General features: G+C 71.7%; 16 protein-coding genes. 10 read left to right on the plus strand and 6 right to left on the minus strand.

Going from position 1 to position 20457, the window contains the following annotated elements; all coding sequences use genetic code 11:
* The first annotated feature begins 384 nt into the window (after positions 1 to 384).
* From P1P70_RS14145 to P1P70_RS14160, 4 genes are all read left to right on the plus strand, one after another.
* Positions 385 to 1368: a hypothetical protein gene (locus P1P70_RS14145; RefSeq protein WP_319237192.1), complete on the plus strand. Its 984-nt coding sequence runs from the start codon at positions 385 to 387 to the stop codon at positions 1366 to 1368.
* Between the two features lie 100 nt (positions 1369 to 1468).
* Positions 1469 to 2047 (plus strand): Uma2 family endonuclease, encoded by a 579-nt coding sequence (locus P1P70_RS14150; protein WP_319237193.1) that lies wholly within the window; start codon positions 1469 to 1471, stop codon positions 2045 to 2047.
* 54 nt (positions 2048 to 2101) lie between these two features.
* Positions 2102 to 4228 (plus strand): tetratricopeptide repeat protein, encoded by a 2127-nt coding sequence (locus tag P1P70_RS14155; protein ID WP_319237194.1) that lies wholly within the window; start codon positions 2102 to 2104, stop codon positions 4226 to 4228.
* Between the two features lie 221 nt (positions 4229 to 4449).
* On the plus strand, positions 4450 to 4950 hold the full coding sequence (locus P1P70_RS14160) for an SgcJ/EcaC family oxidoreductase (RefSeq protein ID WP_045558125.1): 501 nt from the start codon (positions 4450 to 4452) through the stop codon (positions 4948 to 4950).
* 80 nt (positions 4951 to 5030) lie between these two features.
* Here P1P70_RS14160 and P1P70_RS14165 read toward each other — a convergent pair whose 3' ends face one another.
* Positions 5031 to 6419 carry a HAMP domain-containing sensor histidine kinase gene (locus P1P70_RS14165; RefSeq protein WP_319237195.1) on the minus strand — a complete coding sequence of 463 codons (1389 nt, stop codon included), beginning with the start codon at positions 6417 to 6419 and terminating at the stop codon, positions 5031 to 5033.
* Positions 6416 to 7153: a response regulator transcription factor gene (locus P1P70_RS14170; RefSeq protein WP_319237196.1), complete on the minus strand. Its 738-nt coding sequence runs from the start codon at positions 7151 to 7153 to the stop codon at positions 6416 to 6418. Before P1P70_RS14170 ends, P1P70_RS14165 begins: the two co-directional genes overlap by 4 nt.
* Positions 7154 to 7494: 341 nt before the next feature.
* Between P1P70_RS14170 and P1P70_RS14175 the strand changes: the two genes are divergently transcribed.
* The 4 genes from P1P70_RS14175 (at position 7495) to P1P70_RS14190 (ending at position 12827) form a co-directional block, all read left to right on the plus strand.
* Complete coding sequence (locus P1P70_RS14175; protein WP_215448203.1) at positions 7495 to 8775, plus strand: aspartate kinase; 1281 nt, start codon at positions 7495 to 7497, stop codon at positions 8773 to 8775.
* Between the two features lie 31 nt (positions 8776 to 8806).
* The gene (locus P1P70_RS14180) at positions 8807 to 9883 is read left to right on the plus strand and encodes an aspartate-semialdehyde dehydrogenase (RefSeq protein ID WP_319237197.1); all 1077 of its coding nucleotides are present in this window, start codon (positions 8807 to 8809) and stop codon (positions 9881 to 9883) included.
* 776 nt (positions 9884 to 10659) lie between these two features.
* Complete coding sequence (locus tag P1P70_RS14185; protein WP_319237198.1) at positions 10660 to 11265, plus strand: SigE family RNA polymerase sigma factor; 606 nt, start codon at positions 10660 to 10662, stop codon at positions 11263 to 11265.
* Positions 11266 to 11540: 275 nt separating this feature from the next.
* Complete coding sequence (locus P1P70_RS14190; protein ID WP_319237199.1) at positions 11541 to 12827, plus strand: hypothetical protein; 1287 nt, start codon at positions 11541 to 11543, stop codon at positions 12825 to 12827.
* A 235-nt stretch (positions 12828 to 13062) separates the two neighbouring features.
* On the opposite strand, the gene P1P70_RS14195 is transcribed toward P1P70_RS14190, so the two are convergent.
* Both P1P70_RS14195 and P1P70_RS14200 read right to left on the minus strand, forming a co-directional pair.
* Positions 13063 to 13875, minus strand: a complete 813-nt coding sequence (locus P1P70_RS14195) for an SURF1 family protein (RefSeq protein WP_319237200.1) — start codon at positions 13873 to 13875, stop codon at positions 13063 to 13065.
* A 75-nt stretch (positions 13876 to 13950) separates the two neighbouring features.
* Complete coding sequence (locus P1P70_RS14200) at positions 13951 to 14430, minus strand: nuclear transport factor 2 family protein (RefSeq protein WP_319237201.1); 480 nt, start codon at positions 14428 to 14430, stop codon at positions 13951 to 13953.
* 120 nt (positions 14431 to 14550) lie between these two features.
* Here P1P70_RS14200 and P1P70_RS14205 point away from each other — a divergent pair, with 120 nt between their 5' ends.
* Positions 14551 to 16380, plus strand: coding sequence for a prolyl oligopeptidase family serine peptidase (locus P1P70_RS14205; RefSeq protein WP_319237202.1), 1830 nt, complete (start codon positions 14551 to 14553; stop codon positions 16378 to 16380).
* A 211-nt stretch (positions 16381 to 16591) separates the two neighbouring features.
* Here P1P70_RS14205 and P1P70_RS14210 read toward each other — a convergent pair whose 3' ends face one another.
* Both P1P70_RS14210 and P1P70_RS14215 read right to left on the minus strand, forming a co-directional pair.
* On the minus strand, positions 16592 to 17221 hold the full coding sequence (locus P1P70_RS14210; RefSeq protein WP_319237203.1) for a sigma-70 family RNA polymerase sigma factor: 630 nt from the start codon (positions 17219 to 17221) through the stop codon (positions 16592 to 16594).
* A gap of 269 nt (positions 17222 to 17490) precedes the next feature.
* Entirely contained in the window at positions 17491 to 18210 is a 720-nt protein-coding gene (locus P1P70_RS14215; protein ID WP_319237204.1) for a hypothetical protein, read from the minus strand.
* Positions 18211 to 18444: 234 nt separating this feature from the next.
* Here P1P70_RS14215 and P1P70_RS14220 point away from each other — a divergent pair, with 234 nt between their 5' ends.
* Entirely contained in the window at positions 18445 to 20397 is a 1953-nt protein-coding gene (locus P1P70_RS14220) for an NAD-binding protein (protein ID WP_319237209.1), read from the plus strand.
* The last annotated feature ends 60 nt before the right edge of the window (positions 20398 to 20457 follow it).

Here is a 20457-nt window from a genome sequence, read left to right on the forward strand (position 1 = left end):
CTCACCCTCCCCGCCCCCGCCTGGGCCGCCTTCATCGCCGCAGGTCAGCCCGGAGCTTGAGCCCCGGGACCCGAGCTCTTCCCATGGGTTTCCAAGACTCTGGGAAAGACTTGAAAACCAACCCAACCAACCAAGCCTGTACGTGAGTTGAAGGGGCGTAACCCGAAAGGGTGACGTTCTGTGATCGACTTGCTTCGGAACGTAAAGTCGCTCTAGGTTCGCGGCATCTGACCACATAGATCGGCCCCGGCCGGTGCGCCAACACCAGTGCCAGGGCCTAGACCTACGGATCGACAGGACTCGATCGTGGCTTACGCCCAGCCTAGTGCTGCCCTGCCTTCCCCGTCCCACCCGATGGCCAAGACGGGTTACGGAAAACGCTCCGTGGGTGACGAAGACCCGCACGCGGACCCGAACTTCGCACACCTGAGCCCCCGCGACGCCGAGATCGCCGTCTTCATCGACCATCTCGAAGACGGCCACGCCATGGGCCACAAGGTGATCGCGGCAGAACACCCTCACTACGGCCAGCAAGCCGTACGCACGTCGGCGGGTCGCCTCGTGCGCGCCGGGCATCTGCGCTGGATCAAGGAGCACATCACCATCGAGGAAGGCTCCATGCGCTGGGTGACGCGGACGTACTGGTCGCGCACGCCCAGGTCCGTGGAGTGGTGGGCGGACTTCGCACGGAAGCGCGACGGCAGGGACGTGACGGAGCACTACCAGTCGGGGCTGGCCCGGGTCGAGGAGAACGAGCCCGCCGACGAGACGCCCGAAGAGCCGACCCCGACCCCGACTGCAAGCACCGCCCCGAGCCCGGCTTCGGGGGGCGAGCCCAGCACCGCGTATCAGACCCTCGCCGACATCCGTTCCGTCGATCCCCGTATGCCGCTGTCCGAAGCCGACTGCCACTCCCTCGAATCCCTGGTCACGCAGTGGCTGTCGCGAGGGGCGACGCCGCAGGACGTCACCACGGCGCTGACCGACGGGTTGCCGTCGGAAGTCACCAACCCGGGCGGATTCGCCCGCAAACGATTGGAGAAGAAGATGCCCCCGACCCCGTCGCCGCGTCCGAAGAAGGCCAAGCTGCGGCAGAAGGCGGCCCGGCGTGCTCGTGTGACCCGGGTGATCATGGCCTGTGGTCTCTGCGACGCGGACGAGCTCACCGTCGAGATCGTGCACGGGCTGTGTCCCGAATGTCTTGCCGAGATCGAGGCGGACGGGCCGATGTCGGTGGACACGCCGGTCCCGGACACCTTCCTCCCCGCCCCGCGTGCCGGTGGCCTGCCCGGCGCCGACGAGGTCGTGGACGTCACGGCCCGGGTGGATGAGCTGCGCCGGGCGGGCCGTCTGGGGCGCTGGAAGTGATGACGCGGAGCGGTCTCGCCGGCGACCCGGCGGACGGGAGGGGCGTATGAGCGTGCAGGACGTGCCGGTCAGGGCACCATGGAGTCGAGGAGGCGACGCCATGACCCCCAGGACCGAGCACCGGCCGCAGATGTCCGTCGAGGAGTTCGAGGAACTGGAACGCCATGCCCCCGAGATGGTGAGGCTGGAGTTCATCAACGGGAAGGTCCAGGTCAAGCCGGTGACCGATGGCAATCACGACCACATCGTCGCCTGGTTGCAGCGGCTGTGCATGCAACACCGTCCCGAGCTGTGGCTCTACGGGGATCGTGGCATGAAGGTCGAGGAATACCGGAAGGGGCGGGCACGCCCGGACGGCTTGCTCGCGCCGTTCGGATTCCCGATGGGACATGGGGACTGGTCGGACACCGAGGGCGTCCTCATGGTCGTGGAGGTGACCTCGCACGACTCCGACACCCATCAGCGCGACCGGGTCGAGAAGCCCGACGGCTACGCCGCCGCCGGCATCCCCGTCTACCTCCTCATCGACCGCGACGACTGCTCGGTCGTCGTGTTCAACCAGCCGGAGGGCGGGCGCTACCGGCACGAGGAGAAGTTCGCCTTCGGGGCCACGGTCAAGCTGCCCGACCCGGTGAACATCAGCCTCGACACCGAGCACCTCAAGGAGTACGCGGACTGACCGCCTCCCCGCCATGATGGGTCACACGGGTCGTGCGCGGAGGGGGGGCGAACGGTGAGAGACGCATCGGCGGGGGACGAGGCGTCCGGCGGGCGTTCGGTGGAGGCATCCGGGGAGCGGGCCGTCGCGGCCGGACGGGACATCCGGCAGGTGGCCACCGGTGACTTCGCCACCCAGGTCCAGGTCGAACAGGGCACCGTACTGCCCGCCGAGGCGCTCACGGTCGGGGATGTGACGTGGCCCGTGAGATATCTGCCCGGGCGGACCGGGCATTTCGTGGGGCGGGAGCGTGAACTCGCTCTCCTGGACGAGGCGTTCGAGGCGCCCGGTGGGGTCGTGGTGCACGCCGTGCACGGGCTCGGCGGGGTCGGTAAGTCGACGCTGGCGGCGCGATGGGCCGCCGGGCGGGGCGCCGACGTCAACCCCGTCTGGTGGATCGCCGCCGAGTCCCGGGCCCAACTGGACTCGGGGCTCGCCGATCTCGGCCGGGCCCTGACACCCGCGCTGGCCGGTACCCTCCCGGAGGCGGCCCTCCGGGAACGTACGCTCCAGTGGCTCTCCGCCCACGACGGCTGGCTCCTCGTCCTGGACAACGTCGACGACCCGGCCGATGTGAGGACTCTGCTGGATCGGGCTCCGAGAGGCCGTTTCCTGATCACCACACGGAGGGGGCCGACGAGTTGGCGAGGGATCGCGCGCACGCTGGACCTGGATGTGCTCGCACCCGACGAAGCCGTGGAACTGTTCACGACCATCTACGAGGGCTCGACGGACGGCGTCGAGGAACTCTGCGCCGAGCTGGGGTGCCTGCCTCTGGCCGTCGACCAGGCTGCCGCGTACTGCCGCGAGGCCGGGATCACGCCGAGGGCGTACCGGGAGCTCCTCGCGCGGCGCCCCGCGAGCCTGTACGCCTCGGGCCCCGAGGGCGGTGACGCGGAACGGACCGTCGCCCGGGTCTGGCGCGTGACCCTGGACCGGCTCGCGGACACGCCGAAGGCGCTGATGCTGCTGCACATCCTCGCGTGGCTGGGCTCGGAGGGCGTTCCGCGCGGGTACGTCGAACTGCCGGGTGACCCGCTGGAGGCGACCGAGGCGATCAGACGGCTGGCCGCGCACAGCATGATCACCCTGGGGGACGGGACGATCTCGGTGCACCGGTTGGTGCAGGCCGTGACCCGGACGACCGACCCCGGCGACCCTCATCGGAACGAGGTCCACACCGCCGGCGGTCGTCGAGTCGCCGTCCAGGTGCTGGTCCTGGCCGAACCGAGGTGGCAGGACGGGGACGACACCGACATGAGGGCCGTGCTCCGGCCCGAGGGACGGGTGTGGGCGACGCAGGTGGAGGCATTCGCGGCACGGTATCCGCAGGAGGAGGACACGGCGGACACCGCGACCCTGTTCACCAGCGCCGGTCTGCTGCTCGTCATCAACGAACCCGGTCCGCGTGCCGTGGCGTTGTGCGAGCGAGGGCTCGCGGCCGCGCTGCGCGCCCTCGACCCCGACGACGAGGGCGTCAGGTTCGCTCGGGGGGCCCTGGCCGAGAGCTGTCTGATGACCGGGGACGTCGACCGGGCCCTGGACCTGAGGCTCCGTACCCTGGCCGACTGCGAGCGTCTGCTCGGCCCGGACCACCCGGACACGGTCCGGGCGCGGAGCGAGCTGTCCGACGCGCTGGAGGAGGCGGAGGACCGGACACGCGCGCTCGGGGCGACCTTCGCGCACGCCCCGCAGGCGCGGCGGATTCTGGGCGCGGACCGTCGGCCCGACGAGAACACGCCGGGCGCGCCAAACGGGACACCGTCGGCGCAGTCCCCCGCCGAACCGGAGCGGCGCCAGGCGTGGTCCCTCAGCGGATCCACGGACGACGACCCGGAGGACCCCCTGCGGCTGCTGGACCGGGCGCGGACAGCCTCCGCGAGCGGTGACCGGCAGCGGGCCGTCGACCTGTCGGCACGGGCCGTCGATCTGGCCCGCCGGGATCTGGGAGACGTCTCACCCGTTACCCTCCTCGTCCGCGCCTACCACGTCGTCCTGCTGCGCAGGGCAGGGCGGCACGCACACGCCGAGGAGTTGGCGGCCGGGGTGAACGAGGACTCCCTGCGGTCGCTGGGCGACTCGAAGATCGGCAGGAACGTGCGCCGCCTCGCTGCCGCCCCCGCGCCGGACGACGCCGACTGACGTCGGTCCGATCCCCACGCCGCTCCACCTGCGGCCGACCCCTGCGCCGATCGCCCGGCGCCGACCCCCGTTCCGCCCCTCCCGGACATGCTGTACGAACCTTGCCCGCGGCCTGTACGTCCGCTGCACAGCCCCTAACCGGCGTCGCGCGAATCTTGAGTCACTTCCACCGCACACGAAGCGGAGGCAGTAACACCCCACACTTCGCACAGGAGATCGCGATGACCCGCAAGAACCGGATACGCGCCGCCATCGTCACCGCCACCGCACTGGTCACCGCCGGCACGGTCACCGCCGGAGTCAGCATGGCCGGGGCCGAGGCCGCTCCGAAGAAGCCCTCCAAGAAGGAGATCGCGGCGCTCTTCGACGGCTGGAACAAGACGCTGCAGACCGGTAGCTCCAAGAAGGTCGCGGACCGCTACGCGAAGGACGCGGTGCTCCTGCCGACCGTCTCCAACAAGATCCGCACCGACCGCGCCGGCATCGTCGACTACTTCAACCACTTCCTGGAGAACAAGCCGGTCGGCAAGAAGACCAAGACGATCATCAACGTCCTGGACAGCAACTCCGCGATCGACACCGGCTCGTACTACTTCATCCTCACCGACCCGAAGACCGGCGAGAAGAAGCGCGTCGACGCCCGCTACACCTACGAGTACGAGAAGCGGAACGGCGTGTGGAAGATCGTGAACCACCACTCGTCGGCGATGCCCGAGGGCTGATCCGCCGGCCGGACCCCAAGTCGTGGCTGGGCTCGACCCCCCGGCCCAGCCACTCAAGGCCGGCTGAGCCACCCCCCGGCTCAGCCACCCCCGTGCCGCGCCGCGCGCAGCGTGAGCGCGACGCACAACCCGCCCCCGGGCGCGTCCTTGAGGGCCACGGTCCCGTTGTCGTCGGTGACGAGTTGCTTGACGACGGCGAGGCCGAGGCCCGACCCGGACTTCCCGGTGAGGCCCTGACCGCGCCAGAAGCGGTCGAAGGCGCGGGACTTCTCGGCGTCCGACATACCGGGCCCCTCGTCCAGCACCGACAGCACCACCTCGTCGCCCCGGGTCTCCACCGAGACCGTGATCGTCGCACCGTCCGGCGAGACCTCCAGGGCGTTCGAAAGCACGTTGTCCAGGACCTGGTCCAGATGACCGGGACTGGCCAGCACAAGCGGCCGGCCGTCGGCACTCCCCCTGAGCGTGATGGTGACTCCGCGCTCGTCGGCGGCCGGTCTCCACACGCCGAGACGTTCCTGGATGATCTCCCGGAGGGACAGCGGTTCCGCCGCCGTCACCTTCGCCTCCGCCCGCGCCAGCACCAGCAGCCCGTTGACCAGGCGACTCATCCGGACCACCTCGGCGGTGGCCTGCTCCACGTCCTCCCGGACGAATTCGTCGTCCACCCCGTCCGCGATGTTGTCCAGCGACAGCCGCAACGCCGTGAGCGGCGTGCGGAGTTGGTGGGAGGCGTCGGCGACGAAGATGCGCTGCGAGGCGATCAGCGTGTCGAGGCGTTCGCCCGCCTGGTTCAGCGTCCGCGCCAGGGTCTGTGTCTCCTGGGGGCCTGTCACGGGGGAGCGGGCCGTCAGGTCCCCGTCGCTCATCTTGCTCGCCATCTCGTTGAGCTGGCGGAGCGGGGCGGTCAGGCGCCGGGCGGCGAACGCGCCGATGACCGCGGCGGCCAGGAGCACCAGGACGGCCAGCGCCGCCCGGAAGCCCCAGATCTGCCAGAGCCGGGCCGTGAGGTCCTCGGTGGAGAACTTGATACGGACGGCGCCGACGACGTCCTCCGTCTCGGTCTTTCCGTCCGGCGAGCCCTCGAAGGCGGGCACCGTGACCACGAGGTCGTCGCCCCAGATGAAGTCGGAGCCCCAGTCGACGGTGCTCGTGCCGTGCTCCAGGGCCTCGGTCAGCGCCGCGTCCGCCGTCGCTTCCCGCAGCCTCTCCTGCGCACACCGGTTGGTCGCGGTGACCTGGACCTCTTCTTCGTCGGCCGGATAGGCCCCGGCCATTTTCGCCAGGGCCGCGCAGGACGCGGTGTCACCGGCGCCCAGCAGCTGGGCCATGGTCCTGGCCTCGCGTTGCAGGGCCTGGCCGGTGTCCCTCCGCAGCTGATCCGTGAGCGTGAAGGCCACCGGCACGGTGAACAGGGCGATCGCCACAGCCACGAGGAGCACGTAGCTGCGGATGAGCTGACGGATCATGACGCGCCTGAGCCCTCACTGCCGACGGCGCCCGCGCCTTCGCTGCCGACGGCACCCGCGCCCTCGTTCACGATGAGCCGGAATCCCACCCCCCGCACCGCCTCGATCGTGATCGCCCCGGCGAGCTTGCGCCGCAGTGCGGCCACATGAACGTCGAGCGTCTTCGTCGGGCCGAACCAGTTCGCGTCCCAGACCGCCTCCATGATCTGCTCGCGCGACATCAGGGCGCCCGGCTCCTCGGTGAGGAACGCGAGGAGGTCGTACTCCTTGGGGGCGAGCGCCACCTCCGTACCGTCGAGGTGGACTCGCGCGGCCTTGCGGTCGACGGTCAGGTGGGGGCCGTAGCGGTCGGGGCCGGCGGGGGGCGCGTCGGCGGCACGCGGTTGCACCCGGCGCATCACCGCCCTTATCCGGGCGATCACCTCGCGCACGCCGAACGGCTTGGAGACGTAGTCGTCGGCGCCGAGCTCCAGCCCGACCACGCGGTCCGTCTCGTCGCTACGGGCGCTGATCACGATGATCGGCACCTGGCTGCGGTCCCGCAGGGCCTTGCAGACGTCGAGGCCGTCGGTGTCGGGCAGCCCGAGGTCCAGGAGGACGACGTCGTACGGGCCGTCGTACGACAGCGCCGCACCGCCCGTGTTGACCCACTGCACCTCGAAGCCGTATCGCAGGAGCCCTCGTCGCAGGGACTCGGCGACCGGCTCGTCGTCTTCCACCAGAAGTACGCGCACGGCCATGACCTTAGTGCTTGAAAGTTGCGGTTCCGTCGCCGGAAGGGTCCTCGGTGGGCAGCGGTGTGACTCCAGGCACTTTTCCCCGTCCGCGTCGACTGTTCGGCGAGGACCTGGGCAGGGACGTTCCCGGAGCGGTCGAGGCTCCGGGGCGAGAAGCCGGGCGAAACCGGTGGACGGCCCGGAGAAAACCCAGGTGATCAAAGGGTGAGCGGGACATCTCACCATGCGGTACCAGGGAAGGGATATTCGACCGCTCGATAGACTGAGCCGACCGCCGCAGCACGTGTGAGTGCGTGTGTATGTGCGGATAAGGGACTGAAACGGAGCGAGGAGCGCACGTGGGCCTTGTCGTGCAGAAGTACGGAGGCTCCTCCGTAGCCGATGCCGAGGGCATCAAGCGCGTCGCCAAGCGGATCGTGGAAGCGAAGAAGAACGGCCACCAGGTGGTCGTCGTCGTTTCCGCGATGGGCGACACGACGGACGAGCTGATCGATCTCGCCGAGCAGGTGTCACCGATGCCTGCCGGGCGTGAGTTCGACATGCTGCTGACCGCCGGAGAGCGTATCTCCATGGCGCTGCTGGCCATGGCGATCAAAAACCTGGGCCACGAGGCCCAGTCGTTCACCGGCAGCCAGGCAGGCGTCATCACCGACTCGGTCCACAACAAAGCCCGGATCATCGACGTCACGCCCGGCCGCATCCGGACCGCGCTGGACGAGGGCAACATCGCCATCGTCGCCGGTTTCCAGGGTGTCAGCGCGGACAAGAAGGACATCACCACCCTCGGCCGCGGCGGGTCGGACACGACCGCCGTCGCCCTGGCCGCCGCGCTGGACGCCGAGGTCTGCGAGATCTACACCGACGTCGACGGCGTCTTCACCGCCGACCCGCGGGTCGTGAAGAAGGCCCGGAAGATCGACTGGATCTCCTCCGAGGACATGCTCGAACTGGCCTCGTCCGGTTCGAAGGTGCTGCTCCACCGCTGTGTCGAGTACGCCCGCCGCTACAACATCCCGATCCACGTCCGCTCGTCCTTCTCCGGACTGCCGGGCACCTGGGTCAGCAACGAGAAGCCAGAGTCGCAAGGGGACCACAAGGTGGAGCACGCCATCATCTCCGGAGTCGCCCACGACGTCTCCGAGGCCAAGGTCACGGTCGTCGGCGTCCCGGACAAGCCGGGCGAGGCCGCCGCGATCTTCCGCGCCATCGCGGACGCCGAGGTCAACATCGACATGGTGGTCCAGAACGTCTCCGCCGTGACGACCGGGCTGACGGACATCTCCTTCACCCTCCCCAAGACCGAGGGCCGCAAGGCCATCGACGCGCTGGAGAAGAACAAGGCCGGCATCGGCTTCGACTCGCTGCGCTACGACGACCAGATCGGCAAGATCTCCCTGGTCGGCGCCGGGATGAAGACCAACCCGGGCGTCACCGCCTCCTTCTTCGAGGCGCTGTCCAACGCCGGTGTGAACATCGAGCTGATCTCGACCTCCGAGATCCGTATCTCGGTCGTCACCCGCGCCGACGACGTGCCGGAGGCCGTGCGCGCCGTGCACACCGCCTTCGGGCTCGACTCCGACAGCGACGAGGCCGTCGTCTACGGGGGCACCGGTCGCTGATGGCCCTCATTCACGGAGGCGGCGGTCGTTGATGGCTGTCGATGCCGGGCGCACCGGCAGGCCGACGCTCGCGGTCGTGGGCGCGACCGGGGCCGTCGGCACCGTCATGCTCCAGATCCTGTCCCACCGCGCGGACATCTGGGGCGAGATCCGTCTGATCGCCTCCCCGCGCTCGGCCGGCCGCAAGCTGGCCGTGCGCGGGGAGCAGGTCGAGGTCGTCGCCCTGTCGGAGGACGCCGAGGACGTCTTCGACGGGGTCGACGTCGCGCTGTTCGACGTACCGGACGAGATCGCGGAGCGCTGGGCGCCCGTCGCGGCGGGCAAGGGCGCGGTCGTGGTGGACAACTCGGGCGCCTTCCGGATGGACCCGGAGGTGCCCCTCGTCGTCCCCGAGGTCAACGCGCACGCCGCCCGGAACCGGCCGCGCGGGATCATCGCCAACCCCAACTGCACGACCCTCTCCATGATCGTGGCGCTCGGCGCGCTGCACGCCGAGTTCGGGCTGCGCGCGCTGGTGGCCTCCTCGTACCAGGCGGTCAGCGGCGCGGGACGGGCCGGCGTGGAGACCCTGCGCCAGCAGATCGCCCTGGTCGCCGGTACGGAGCTGGGGACCACCCCCGGTGACGTACGGCGTGCCGTGGGCGACAACACCGGGCCGTTCCCGGAGCCGGTGGCGCTCAACGTGGTGCCGTGGGCCGGGGACCTCCGCGCGGACGGTTGGTCCTCGGAGGAGATGAAGGTACGGGACGAGTCCCGCAAAATCCTCGGGCTGCCGAAACTGCCGGTGGCCGTGACCTGCGTACGGGTGCCGGTGGTCACCGCGCACTCCCTCACGCTGCACGCCCGCTTCGAGGGCGAGGTCACCGTCGCCAAGGCGCGGGAGATCCTCGCCACCGCGCCCGGGGTCGTCCTCTACGACGATCCGGGCGCGGGGGAGTTCCCCACGCCGGCCGACGTGGTCGGCACGGACCCCACGTGGGTGGGCCGCGTACGGCGGGCCCTCGACGATCCGACGGCCCTGGAACTCTTCGTCTGCGGCGACAACCTGCGCAAGGGCTCCGCCTTGAACGCGGTGCAGGTGGCGGAGCTGGTGATGAAGTCGGCGTAGGTCTGCTTGCCGAGGGCGCCTGGGAGCTCGGGGGTTCGGGTGCGTCGGCGGCTGCCGGCCCGGGGGGGCTTCTCGCGCAGTTCCCCGCGCCCCTGAAAAGCAGGGGCTGCGCCCCGTGCTTTTCACCCCTGCGGCCCCGTGGTCTTTCAGGCCCGCAGGGCCTGGTCCTTCAGGGGCGCGGGGCCTGGTCTTTCAGGGGCGCGGGGAACTGCGCGAAAAGCCCCCCGCACCCGCACCCGACAACGCACCCGACGCACCCGGCCACCCACAGCGCACCCCCGACCCCACCGCCTCGGCCCTTGTCGGTCGTGGCGTGTAAGTTCTTCGAGTCGGCGGTGCCGCACGCGGAAGTTTTCCGCCCGCGCCGTCGCCGGATCTCCGGGTTGATTCAGGCCTCCCGGTGATCGAGAGTTTTTCTCCCCGTCCGCCGCAACCGCGCGGCGCACGGGGAGCGTCTTTACCGGGCGCCCTTCGGCGGGGCTGGGCGCCAACACTTGGGGCATAGGGGAAGAGCTGGTACGCATGAGGGCGTTCGACGCGCTGTCCGGTGTTCGGTGGGTCGTACCGACGGCTGCGCGCTGCGTGCCGACGGTCGCGGCCGCCATACCGACCGGTGCACGTTCCATACGGATACGCGTGCGGTCTGACGCAAAAGAGATGCCTGTCTCGTACAACCCCGACGGGGGGATGCGGGTCCAACAGGCGTGGCAGAGGTTCTCGATTTCACCGCGGTACAGACGAGGGGCACCGCCCTCCGTCCACCCCGCCGTCCCCGCATGCCCGGTTCGGCCGGCGGCATGCCGGTGATCGCGCCGATGCCCGCGGCGCGGCCGACCCGCATACCCAACCAGCGCGACGGCGCGGACGACACGTCGACGGTGCCGGCCTCCGGTACGACGGTCGACCACCTCACCGAGACCTACCGCGCTCACTACCGCTCGCTTCTCGGCCTCGCGGCGCTCCTCCTCGACGACACGGCCTCCTGCGAGGACGTCGTCCAGGAGGCGTTCATCCGCGTGCACTCCGCGCGCAAGCGCGTCCGTGACCCGGAGAAGACGCTCGCCTATCTGCGCCAGACGGTCGTGAACCTCTCGCGCTCCGCCCTGCGCCGCCGCATCCTCGGCCTGAAGCTGCTGTCGAAGCCGATGCCCGACATGGCGAGCGCGGAGGAGGGCGCGTACGACCAGCTGGAGCGCGACTCCCTCATCAAGGCGATGAAGGGGCTCCAGCGGCGGCAGCGCGAGGTCCTCGTGCTGCGCTACTTCGCCGACATGACGGAGGCCCAGGTCGCCGAGACGCTCGGCATATCGCTGGGCTCGGTGAAGGCGTACGGCTCCCGGGGCATCGCGGCACTGCGGGTCGCCATGGAGGCGCCCGCATGAGCACGCACGGCAAGGACGACGGACCCGACAGGCGCGACGGACCCGACGGTCGGGACGGGCGCGACGGTCGGGACGGGCGCGACGGTCGGGACGGGCGCGACGGTCGGGACGAGCTCGGTGCCCGGAGGCGTGCCTCCTGGGGGCGCCGGGACGATGACGAACACGCTGAGGAGCGCGGGGACGAACGCGCGGGGCAGCGCGGGCGGGACGGGCGCGTCGGGGGGCGCGGGCTCGAGGAGCACGAAGAAACGCAATCGCACGCTGGGAACGGAACTGTGAATCACGGCCCCGAAGAACAAGGCCCCCACCCCGAGGGCCAGGATCTCGAAGGCCACGCTCCGGACGAGTCGCGTGAGGACGAGTCGTGTGACGACGACTCGCGTGACGACGACTCGCGGTCCGCCGACCCGGGTACGGACGACGCGGCCCCGGACGGCGCGGGTACGAGCGATTCGGCACGCGACGGCTCGGCACCCGACGGCTCGGCACCGGACGGCACCGCGCTCAACGGCTCGGTGCTGAACGGCTCGGTGCTCAACGGCTCCGGGGCGAAGGGCATCGGCGGGTTCGACTCCGACGAGCTGGTGCTGCGCAATCTGCTGCACCAGGCGGTGTCGGAGATCGAACCCAAGGACGGCACCCTGGAGCATCTGCGACGGGCGGTACCGGCGCGGCGGACCCGCAAGCGCCAGGCCGTCGTCGGCATGGCCGCCGCCGCGCTCCTCATCGGCACGGCGATCCCGGCCCTCGTGCACGTCTCCAACTCCACGGGCTCCGACGTCAACACCTCCATCATGGGCAACGGCTCGCACAAGCAGGAGAACGAGAACCAGTCCAAGGGCCAGACCGGCGGGAACGGTTCGTCGGGGGGCCCCTCCGGGGGGTCGAAGGAACCCGGCAAAAGCAAGGACAAGGACAAGGACGACAAGGGCAAGGGCCAGAGCAGCGGCTCCACGGGCGGCACCCAGGCGACGCCGACGGCCGCTGCCACCACGCTGTGCACGACGGCCCAGCTCGGCGGTGGCGGGAGCGTTAACGCACCGGACTCCGGCGGAGCCGTCTACGGCTCGTTCCGCGTCTCCAACATCTCGGGCACGAGCTGTACGGTCACCGGCGGGGGTGCTGTGAGCGCCAGCCCGGTGGGTGGTGCGGACGGGTCGAAGATCATGGTCTCGCCCCATGTCGCCGGTGACGCGGCGGCCGGACTGCCCGATCCGTCGCTGTCCCTGACCCAGTTGGTGCTGGAGCCGGGAGCGGCCTACGAGGTGCGGTTCGCCTGGGTTCCGTCGGAGCCCTGCCCGACCACCGGCGGGACGACCGGTGGCGGCACCGGCGGTACGGATCCGTCACCGGACCCGACGCCCACGGGGGAGGAGACCCCCAGCGCCACCACCGACGGCTCGAACTCCGTCTCCACCCAGCTCTTCACCGAGGACGGCGTCGTCGACGGCAGCGTCCTCGTCTCCCACACCACCGAGGGCGGCATCGCCACCTTCTCGACAGCCATCAGCAACGCCTGCGCGGGCGTGGTCTACCGGACGGGCCTGCTGGCGAGTGTCTGACGGATCTGTCGGCGGGCGCCTGACGGGCCTGGCCGACGAGTCCTGACGGGCCCATTGGCAGTGCTGACGGCCCGGGGCGGCACCCCACCCCACCCCGCCCAGCGAGCGGCAAGGCTGCGGGGGCCTCCCGACAGGGCTGTGAGGCCCTGGGAGGAGCGACCCCTGCGGTCGGGCGTGAGCCGGTCGCGTGAGCCCGGCCGGTCCTAGGGGGCCGGTCGCGTGCGCCCCGTCGGCCCTACGGGGCCGGTTCGGCTTCGCGGGAGCGGTCGTCGTCGGCTCGGTCGGCGGTGTCGGGCAGCAGCCCCAATTCCGCGTCGCGGAGGAACTCGACCTCGCGGCGGAGCAGGCGGAACCACATGAAGACGACGAAGCCGGCGAAGACGAACCACTCGCCGGTGTAGCCGAGGTTCTGGAAGGCCTTGAGGTCGAGCCCGGTGTCCTGCGGCGCGGTCGCGGGGACGGCCTTCATGCCCGAGTCGGCCTTGTCGAGGGTGATCCAGGCGTCGTACAGGTCGTCCGGCACGAGGTTCACCAGCGCCGCCGCGCTGATCGCCGAGGTCTGTCCGGCCGGCAGCCCGCCCTGGACGGGCACGCCGTTCGACCCCGGTGTCTCGGAGGCCTGCAGCGAACCGGTGACGGTGACCTCGCCGGAGGGGGCCGCCGGGGCCCGGTCGGCGTCCGCCGCTCCGGGCAGCCAGCCCCGTACGACAGGCAGGGCCTTGCCCTCGTCGGTGCGCAGCAGTGTCAGCACGTAGAACCCGGTCCGGCCGTCCAGCTCACGGTTGGGCACGAGGAGCTGCTCGCCGTACCGCCCGCTCACCGTGGCCAGTTCGCCCGAGGTCTCCTTGTCCACCGGCAGCAGCTCGTCCAGCGGGCGCGCCGGGGCCCGGTCCGCCGGGTCGATCCGCTCGGTCGCCGCGCGGTGGTCCTGCATCCGGTCCTCGAACCGGCTCAGCTGCCACGACCCCATGAACACGCAGAACGGGATGGCGAGCAGCACGAAGACGTTGATCCCCCACCATCGGGGCGTCAGCAGGAACCGGTACACGCCTTCCACCGTACGGTGCCCGCGCCGGGCCCCCGGCCCCGGGGTCGCCCCTCCTAGGCCCTCACGACCGCCCCCTCAGTACCGCTCGACGAGGTGCTCACGCCCGGCCGGAGGCTCGTACGGCTCGGGCCAGAAGTCCGTGATCGCGACTATCCGGCCGTCCTCGTCCCCCGTGAAGAACGAGATCGCGTACATCTCCTCCAGCCCCACGGTGACGTGCGTCCAGCTGACGACCTGCTCCCGCTGTCCCGGCTGTCCCGGCTGCCGCGGCTCCGCGACGATGCGTTCGATCCGGGCGTGCCAGTCACCGGGATACTCCCGGTTGAACTCCACGTACCGCTCCCGGCCGCGAATCCGCTCCCGCGTCTGCGGCAGCTCGTACACGACGTCCTCGGCCAGCGTCTCGGCGAACGCGGCCCAGTCCCGGCCCTCGGCGGTGGCCCAGAAACGCTCGACGGTCCCCCGCAGATCGGTACTCGGAGCCGTCCCCGCAGTCGTCCCCGCAGCAGTCACCGCGGTCGTCCCCGTGGCCGTCTTTCGTGTCGTTGAGGTCATGCGGGAAGTCTGCACCCGGGCACTGACAATCGGCCCGGGCCGACCCCGCGGCGACCGAAGTTATCCACAGGCTGGGGACCTCGTCGGCGCATTGTCGTGCGGGCGGGGCAATATGGGGCCATGACTGAGAGCAACGGGGCCACCCCGCAGCAGCAGAGCGGGTCCATGCCCGACTGGGAGAAGAGGTTCCGGGCACCGAGGGTGTCCCTGCCGGACTGGGCGGAGGACGCGCCGCACCGCTCGCTGTTCGTCTCCAACGCCACGGGCACGTACGAGTTGTACGCGTGGGACCGCGCCACCGGCGAGCAGCGCCAGGTCACGAACCGGGCCAACGGCACGACGGACGGTGTGCTCTCACCGGACGGCGAGTGGATCTGGTGGTTCGACGACAAGGACGGGGACGAGTTCGGCGTCTGGCGGCGCCAGCCGTTCGACGGCGGTCCGGACGAGGAGGGTGCCCCGGGCCTGGAGCCGTCGTACCCGGCGGGTCTGGCCCTCGGCCGCGACGGCCGTACGGCGGTCGTCGGCCGCTCCACCGACGAGGACGGCTCCACGATCCACCTGTCCCGGCGGGGCGAGGCCCCCGTCGAGATCTACCGCCACCGTGAGTCGGCAGGCGTCGGCGACCTCTCGCACGACGGCTCGCTGATCGCGATCGAGCACACCGAGCACGGCGACGCGATGCACTCGGCGCTGCGCGTGGTCCGGCCGGACGGCACGGCGGTCGCCGAGCTCGACGACACCAAGGGCGGCACGGTTGAGCTGGGGCTGGAGGTGCTGGGCTTCGCCCCCGTCGTCGGCGACACCCGGCTGCTCATCGGCCATCAGCGGGGCGGCCGTTGGGAGCCGCTCGTCTGGGACGTGGTCTCCGGCGAGGAGACCGACCTAGGGCTCGCCGACCGGCTGGAGGGCGACCTGAGCGCCGAGTGGTATCCGGACGGCTCCGCGCTGCTGGTCGCCCACAGCTTCGAGGCCCGCAGCGAGCTGTTCCGCTACGACCTGGCGACCCGCGCCCTGGAGCGGGTGGACACCCCGCGAGGGACGGTCTCGGGGGCCACGGCCCGACCCGACGGCAGCATCGAGTACCTGTGGTCCTCGGCCGCCGAACCGCCGGTCGTCCGCTCCACGACCGGCAAGGTGGTCCTCGACCCGCCGGGGCTGAAGTCGCCCGGCTCGGTGCCGGTGGAGGACGTCTGGGTGGACACCCCCGGGGGCCGCGTCCACGCCCTGGTCCAGCGCCCGGCGGGCGTGTCCGGCCCGTACCCCACGGTCTTCGACATCCACGGCGGCCCGACCTGGCACGACAGCGACGCCTTCGCGGCGGGCCCGGCCGCCTGGCTCGACCACGGTTACGCGGTGATCCGCATCAACTACCGCGGTTCCACCGGGTACGGCCGCGCCTGGACCGACGCCCTCAAGCACCGGGTCGGCCTGATCGAGCTGGAGGACATCGCGGCCGTCCGGGAGTGGGCCGTGGGCTCCGGCTTCGCCGACCCCGACCGTCTCGTCCTCACCGGCGGCTCCTGGGGCGGGTACCTCACCCTCCTGGGCCTCGGCACCGAGCCGGAGGCCTGGACGCTCGGCATCGCCGCGGTCCCCGTCGCGGACTACGTCACCGCGTACCACGACGAGATGGAGGCGCTCAAGGCGATGGACCGCACGCTCCTCGGCGGCACGCCCGAGGAGGTCCCCGAGCGCTTCGAGGCCTCGTCCCCGCTGACCTACGTCGACGCGGTGAAGGCCCCGGTCTACATCTCGGCCGGTGTCAACGACCCCCGCTGCCCCATCCGCCAGATCGACAACTACGTCGACCGCCTCGCCGCCCGCTCAGCCGTCCACGAGGTCTACCGCTACGACGCCGGCCACGGCTCCCTGGTCGTCGACGAACGCATCAAACAGCTCCGCCTGGAACTGGACTTCGCGGAACGGCACCTGGGGGGCCGCCCCTGAGACCGCCGACACCCCGCGCCCGAAAGGGGCGCGGGGAACGGCGCGAGAACCCCCACACACCCGCACCCGCCCACACACCCCAGCGGGTCGAAGGGGCGCAGCCCCTGGGGATGGGACGGGTAGGGGCGGCGGGGGCGAGGACCAGGAACAGGACCAGGAACAGGACCAGGAACAGGACCAGGAACAGGACTAGGACTAGGACGGATCCACCTCAGGCCGCCGCCACCAACGCGCCCTCCTCACGTGCCCCCTCCGCCGCCGCCAGCAACCGCAGGAGCGTGGACCGCGCCCGTGACACACGTGACCGCACCGTCCCGACGGGGCAGCCGGTCAGCTCCGCCGCGTCCTCGTAGGAGAGCCCCAGCATCTGCGTGAGGACGAACGCCTCACGCCGTTCGTCGGGCAGCGCGCCCAGCAGATCGGCGAGCACGACGCCGTCGTCGAAGCCGGGCAGTCCGCGCGGCTGGGCGTGCTCGACGGCCAGCCGCCAGTCCGGTACGTCGGACAGCCGGGGCCGGGCCGCCGCGTACCGGAAGCTGTCGGTCACCGCCCGGCGGGCGATGGACAGCAGCCACGTACGGGCCGAGCACCGGCCTTCGAACCGGTGCAGGCTGCCGAGCGCCCGCAGGAACGTGTCCTGCGCGAGGTCGTCCACCGCCTGCGGGTCCGCGCAGAGGTGGGCGACGAACCGCTGGACGTCACGGTGGAGCGCGCCGACGAACCGTTCGACGGCCTCCGGGTCGCCGCCGCGCGCGGCGAGCGCCCAGGCGGTTATGGACTCGTCGGTCGTGGACCGGGAGGCGCGCGGGACCGACGCGGGCGGGGGAGTAAGGGTGATCACCTGGTGTCCTTCTCGGGTCGTCCGGGACCCGGACCATCCATCGACCGGCATGGGCACGTGAGAGCCGCTTGGCCGTACGGTCGCCGACCGTGCGCGGACGCGCGCGTTGGACGTGCGCGGCCGTGCGCGGCACATGGGAACGCGTCCGGGGGCCGGTGGTCCGGTGGTCCGGTGGGGAGGGAAGTCGGCCGTACGGCACGCATGTGTGGCGGCGTACGGCCGAAGCCCGGGAGCGAGCCGTGGTGGCTGCCCCGGGTCACCGGCTGTCGTCAGCTGACAGCGGTCCCGGCGGGCGGGCCCCGAGAGGCGATCGCGTGGACGAGAAGGAGCCGGCGCGGCGAGCGGTTCGTGCGGCCGCGCCGTACCCGGGGCCGCGGTCGCGACGCCGCGACGGGCAGCGCGAGCGCCAGCCGGAGCGGTGCGGCCAGCCAGCCGGCCACGGCCCGCAGCAGCGCGAAGGCTGCGCGCTCGCCGTACGCCAGCCACAGACCGCACAGCAGCGCGGCCAGCAGGTGCGCGGCGAACATGCCGTACGAGGACGCGGACGAGCCGTCGAAGAGGTGACCAGGCATGCTGGGGTCCACATGGCCCAGGTGACCGGTCGGGTCCATGTGACCGGTTGGGCCCATGTGGGCGGTGTGATTCATGTGGGCGGAGCCCATGTCCATCGCGCCGACGGCTACCGCGTCCGTCACCGTCACCGTCACCGCCACCGTGTCCGCGCCCGCGGAGCCCGACGGCTGCGCCAGCTCGAAGCCCCAGTGGAGGGCCGTCTGCGCGGCGACCACCACGGACGTGATCAGCGGGAGGCCGCGCTCACGTCCGGCCAGGCGCCAGCCGACCGCACCGGTCGCGGCGGCCCCGACGGCCAGGGCCCACCAGGAGACATGACCGCCCGACATCAACACGTGTCCCAGGGCGGCGAGCAGCACACAGACGGCCGCGAACATCGCGGCGCGTGTCGTGCGCGTACCCCACCCTGCGGTCATGGCGCCCCATCCTCGCATCCGGACACCGCCGTCATCCCGTCCCTCTTGAGTACGGATTTCCACCCGCCGTCGCACTCAACCGGCAACTGTGATCCGGATCACTGGGGAACCGGCCGTGTCGATGAGGCAGTCTTCTGCCTCGTGGGGAGCCCTTCGCAAGCCAACAGCCGTACCGGTCCCGGCCGACAGCCCGGTCTCGGCCGACAGCCCGGTCCTGCCGACCCCGGCGCGCACATGGTCGTCTGCGGGGACGACGGACTGGCGCACCGCCTCGCAGCCGAACTGCGCACCGTGTATCGGGAGCAGGTGACCCTCGTCGTGCCGCCCACCGCGCGGATCGCCCCGCGGCCGGTCGTCGGGCGCGCCCGCACCGCCGCCGCGCTCCTCGACCGGGTGACGGCAGTCGTCAACAGGGCGGCGGGCAACGGCGATCCGAACGCCGAAGACCGGACCGGCGACCGGACGGGCGACCCGGCCGGCGAGCGAACCCGCGGGAACAGCTTCCGGAACGGCGGCGAGCGGGTCCTGGAGGCCACCGAGGCCACCGAGGCGGTGCTCGCCGAGGCCGGGGTGGAACGGGCCGCCGCCCTGGCCCTCGTGTACGACGACGACGAGACCAACATCCGTGCGGCCCTCACCGCCCGCCGCCTCAACCCGCGCCTGCGGCTCGTCCTCAGGCTCTACAACCGCAGGTTGGGCCAGCACATCGAGGAACTCCTGGACCAGGCCTCGGCGTTGGCGACGGGCGGCACCGCCGCCGACGGGGTCGACGGCTTCGGCGCCTCGACGACCGTCCTGTCCGACGCCGACACGGCCGCGCCCGCGCTGGCCGCGACCGCCGTGGCCGGGACCAGCAAGGTCGTCCAGACGGACGGACTGATGCTCAGGGCCGTGGAACGCCCGCCCGGCCGCGCGGGCCAGGGCGCGGGAGGTCTGTGCACCCTCGCGCTGCTGTCGGCCACCACCAACGACCCAGCCGGAACCGAGGGTTCCGAGGGCAGCGGGGAGCGCGGTCCCCAACTCCTGCCCGACGAAAGGGCGGTGGCGGAGGCCACCGGGCGCGGCACCGTCGTCCTCGACACCGTCCGCTACACGGGCCCCGCACTGCCGCCCGGCCGGTCCGGTGGCGCTCCGCTCGGGGCCGTGGGCTCGCTGCTCTCGCGGCGGCTGCGGTGGTCCCTCGCGGGGATGATCGGGTGCGTGTTCGCCCTCGCCGTCGCCCAGATGGTGATCACCGGAGAGCATCCGCTCCAGGCGACGTACGCGACCCTCCTCGACCTCTTCGGGATCGCCGACCCCGCGACGGACCAGAGCGACGCGCGGCAGATCCTCCAACTCCTCTCCGGCCTCATGGGCTTACTCCTCCTGCCCGTGCTCCTGGCCGCCGTGCTGGAGGCGCTCGGCACGTTCCGCAGCGGCACCGCCCTGCGCAAGCCGCCGCGCGGCCTGTCCGGACACGTCGTCCTCCTCGGGCTCGGCAAGATCGGCACCCGTGTGCTCGCCCGACTGCGTGAGCTCCACATCCCGGTCGTCTGCGTCGAGGAGGACCCCGAGGCCCGCGGTCTCGCCGAGGCCCGTCGGCTACGGGTGCCCGTCATCCTGGGCGACGTGACCCAGGAGGGCGTCCTGGAGGCCGCCAAGATCCACCGCGCCCACGCCCTCCTCGCGGTCACCAGCTCCGACACGACGAACCTCGAAGCCGGCCTGTACGCCCGTTCCGTACGTCCCGACCTGCGCGTCGTCCTCCGCCTCTACGACGACGACTTCGCCACGGCCGTCTACCGCACCCTGCGCGCCGCGCACCCCGGCGCACTCACCCGCAGCCGCAGCGTCACCCACCTCGCCGCGCCCGCGTTCGCCGGCGCGATGATGGGGCGCCAGATCCTGGGCGCGATCCCCGTCGAGCGCCGTGTGCTCCTCTTCGCCGCCGTGGAGGTCCGCGGCCACCGGCGCCTGGAGGGCCGGACGGTCGCGGAGGCGTTCCGGGCGGGGGCGTGGCGGGTGCTGGCCCTCGACACGGCGGCCTCAGGGGAGCCGGGTCCGGAGCGGGCGCCTGGGTCGGCGCCGGGTTCGGGACTGATCTGGGACCTGCCGCCCACGTACGTCCTGCGGGCCGAGGACCGGGTGGTGCTGGCGGCGACGCGGCGGGGGCTGGCGGAGCTGTTGGGGAGACGGGCGGGGGAGTAGGTCTGGGGCCGGGTCGGTCGGCTGCCGGCCGGCGGGGCTTCTCGCGCAGTTCCCCGCGCC

It is taken from the genome of Streptomyces sp. MB09-02B, from assembly GCF_033794485.1.
GTDB lineage: Bacteria > Actinomycetota > Actinomycetes > Streptomycetales > Streptomycetaceae > Streptomyces.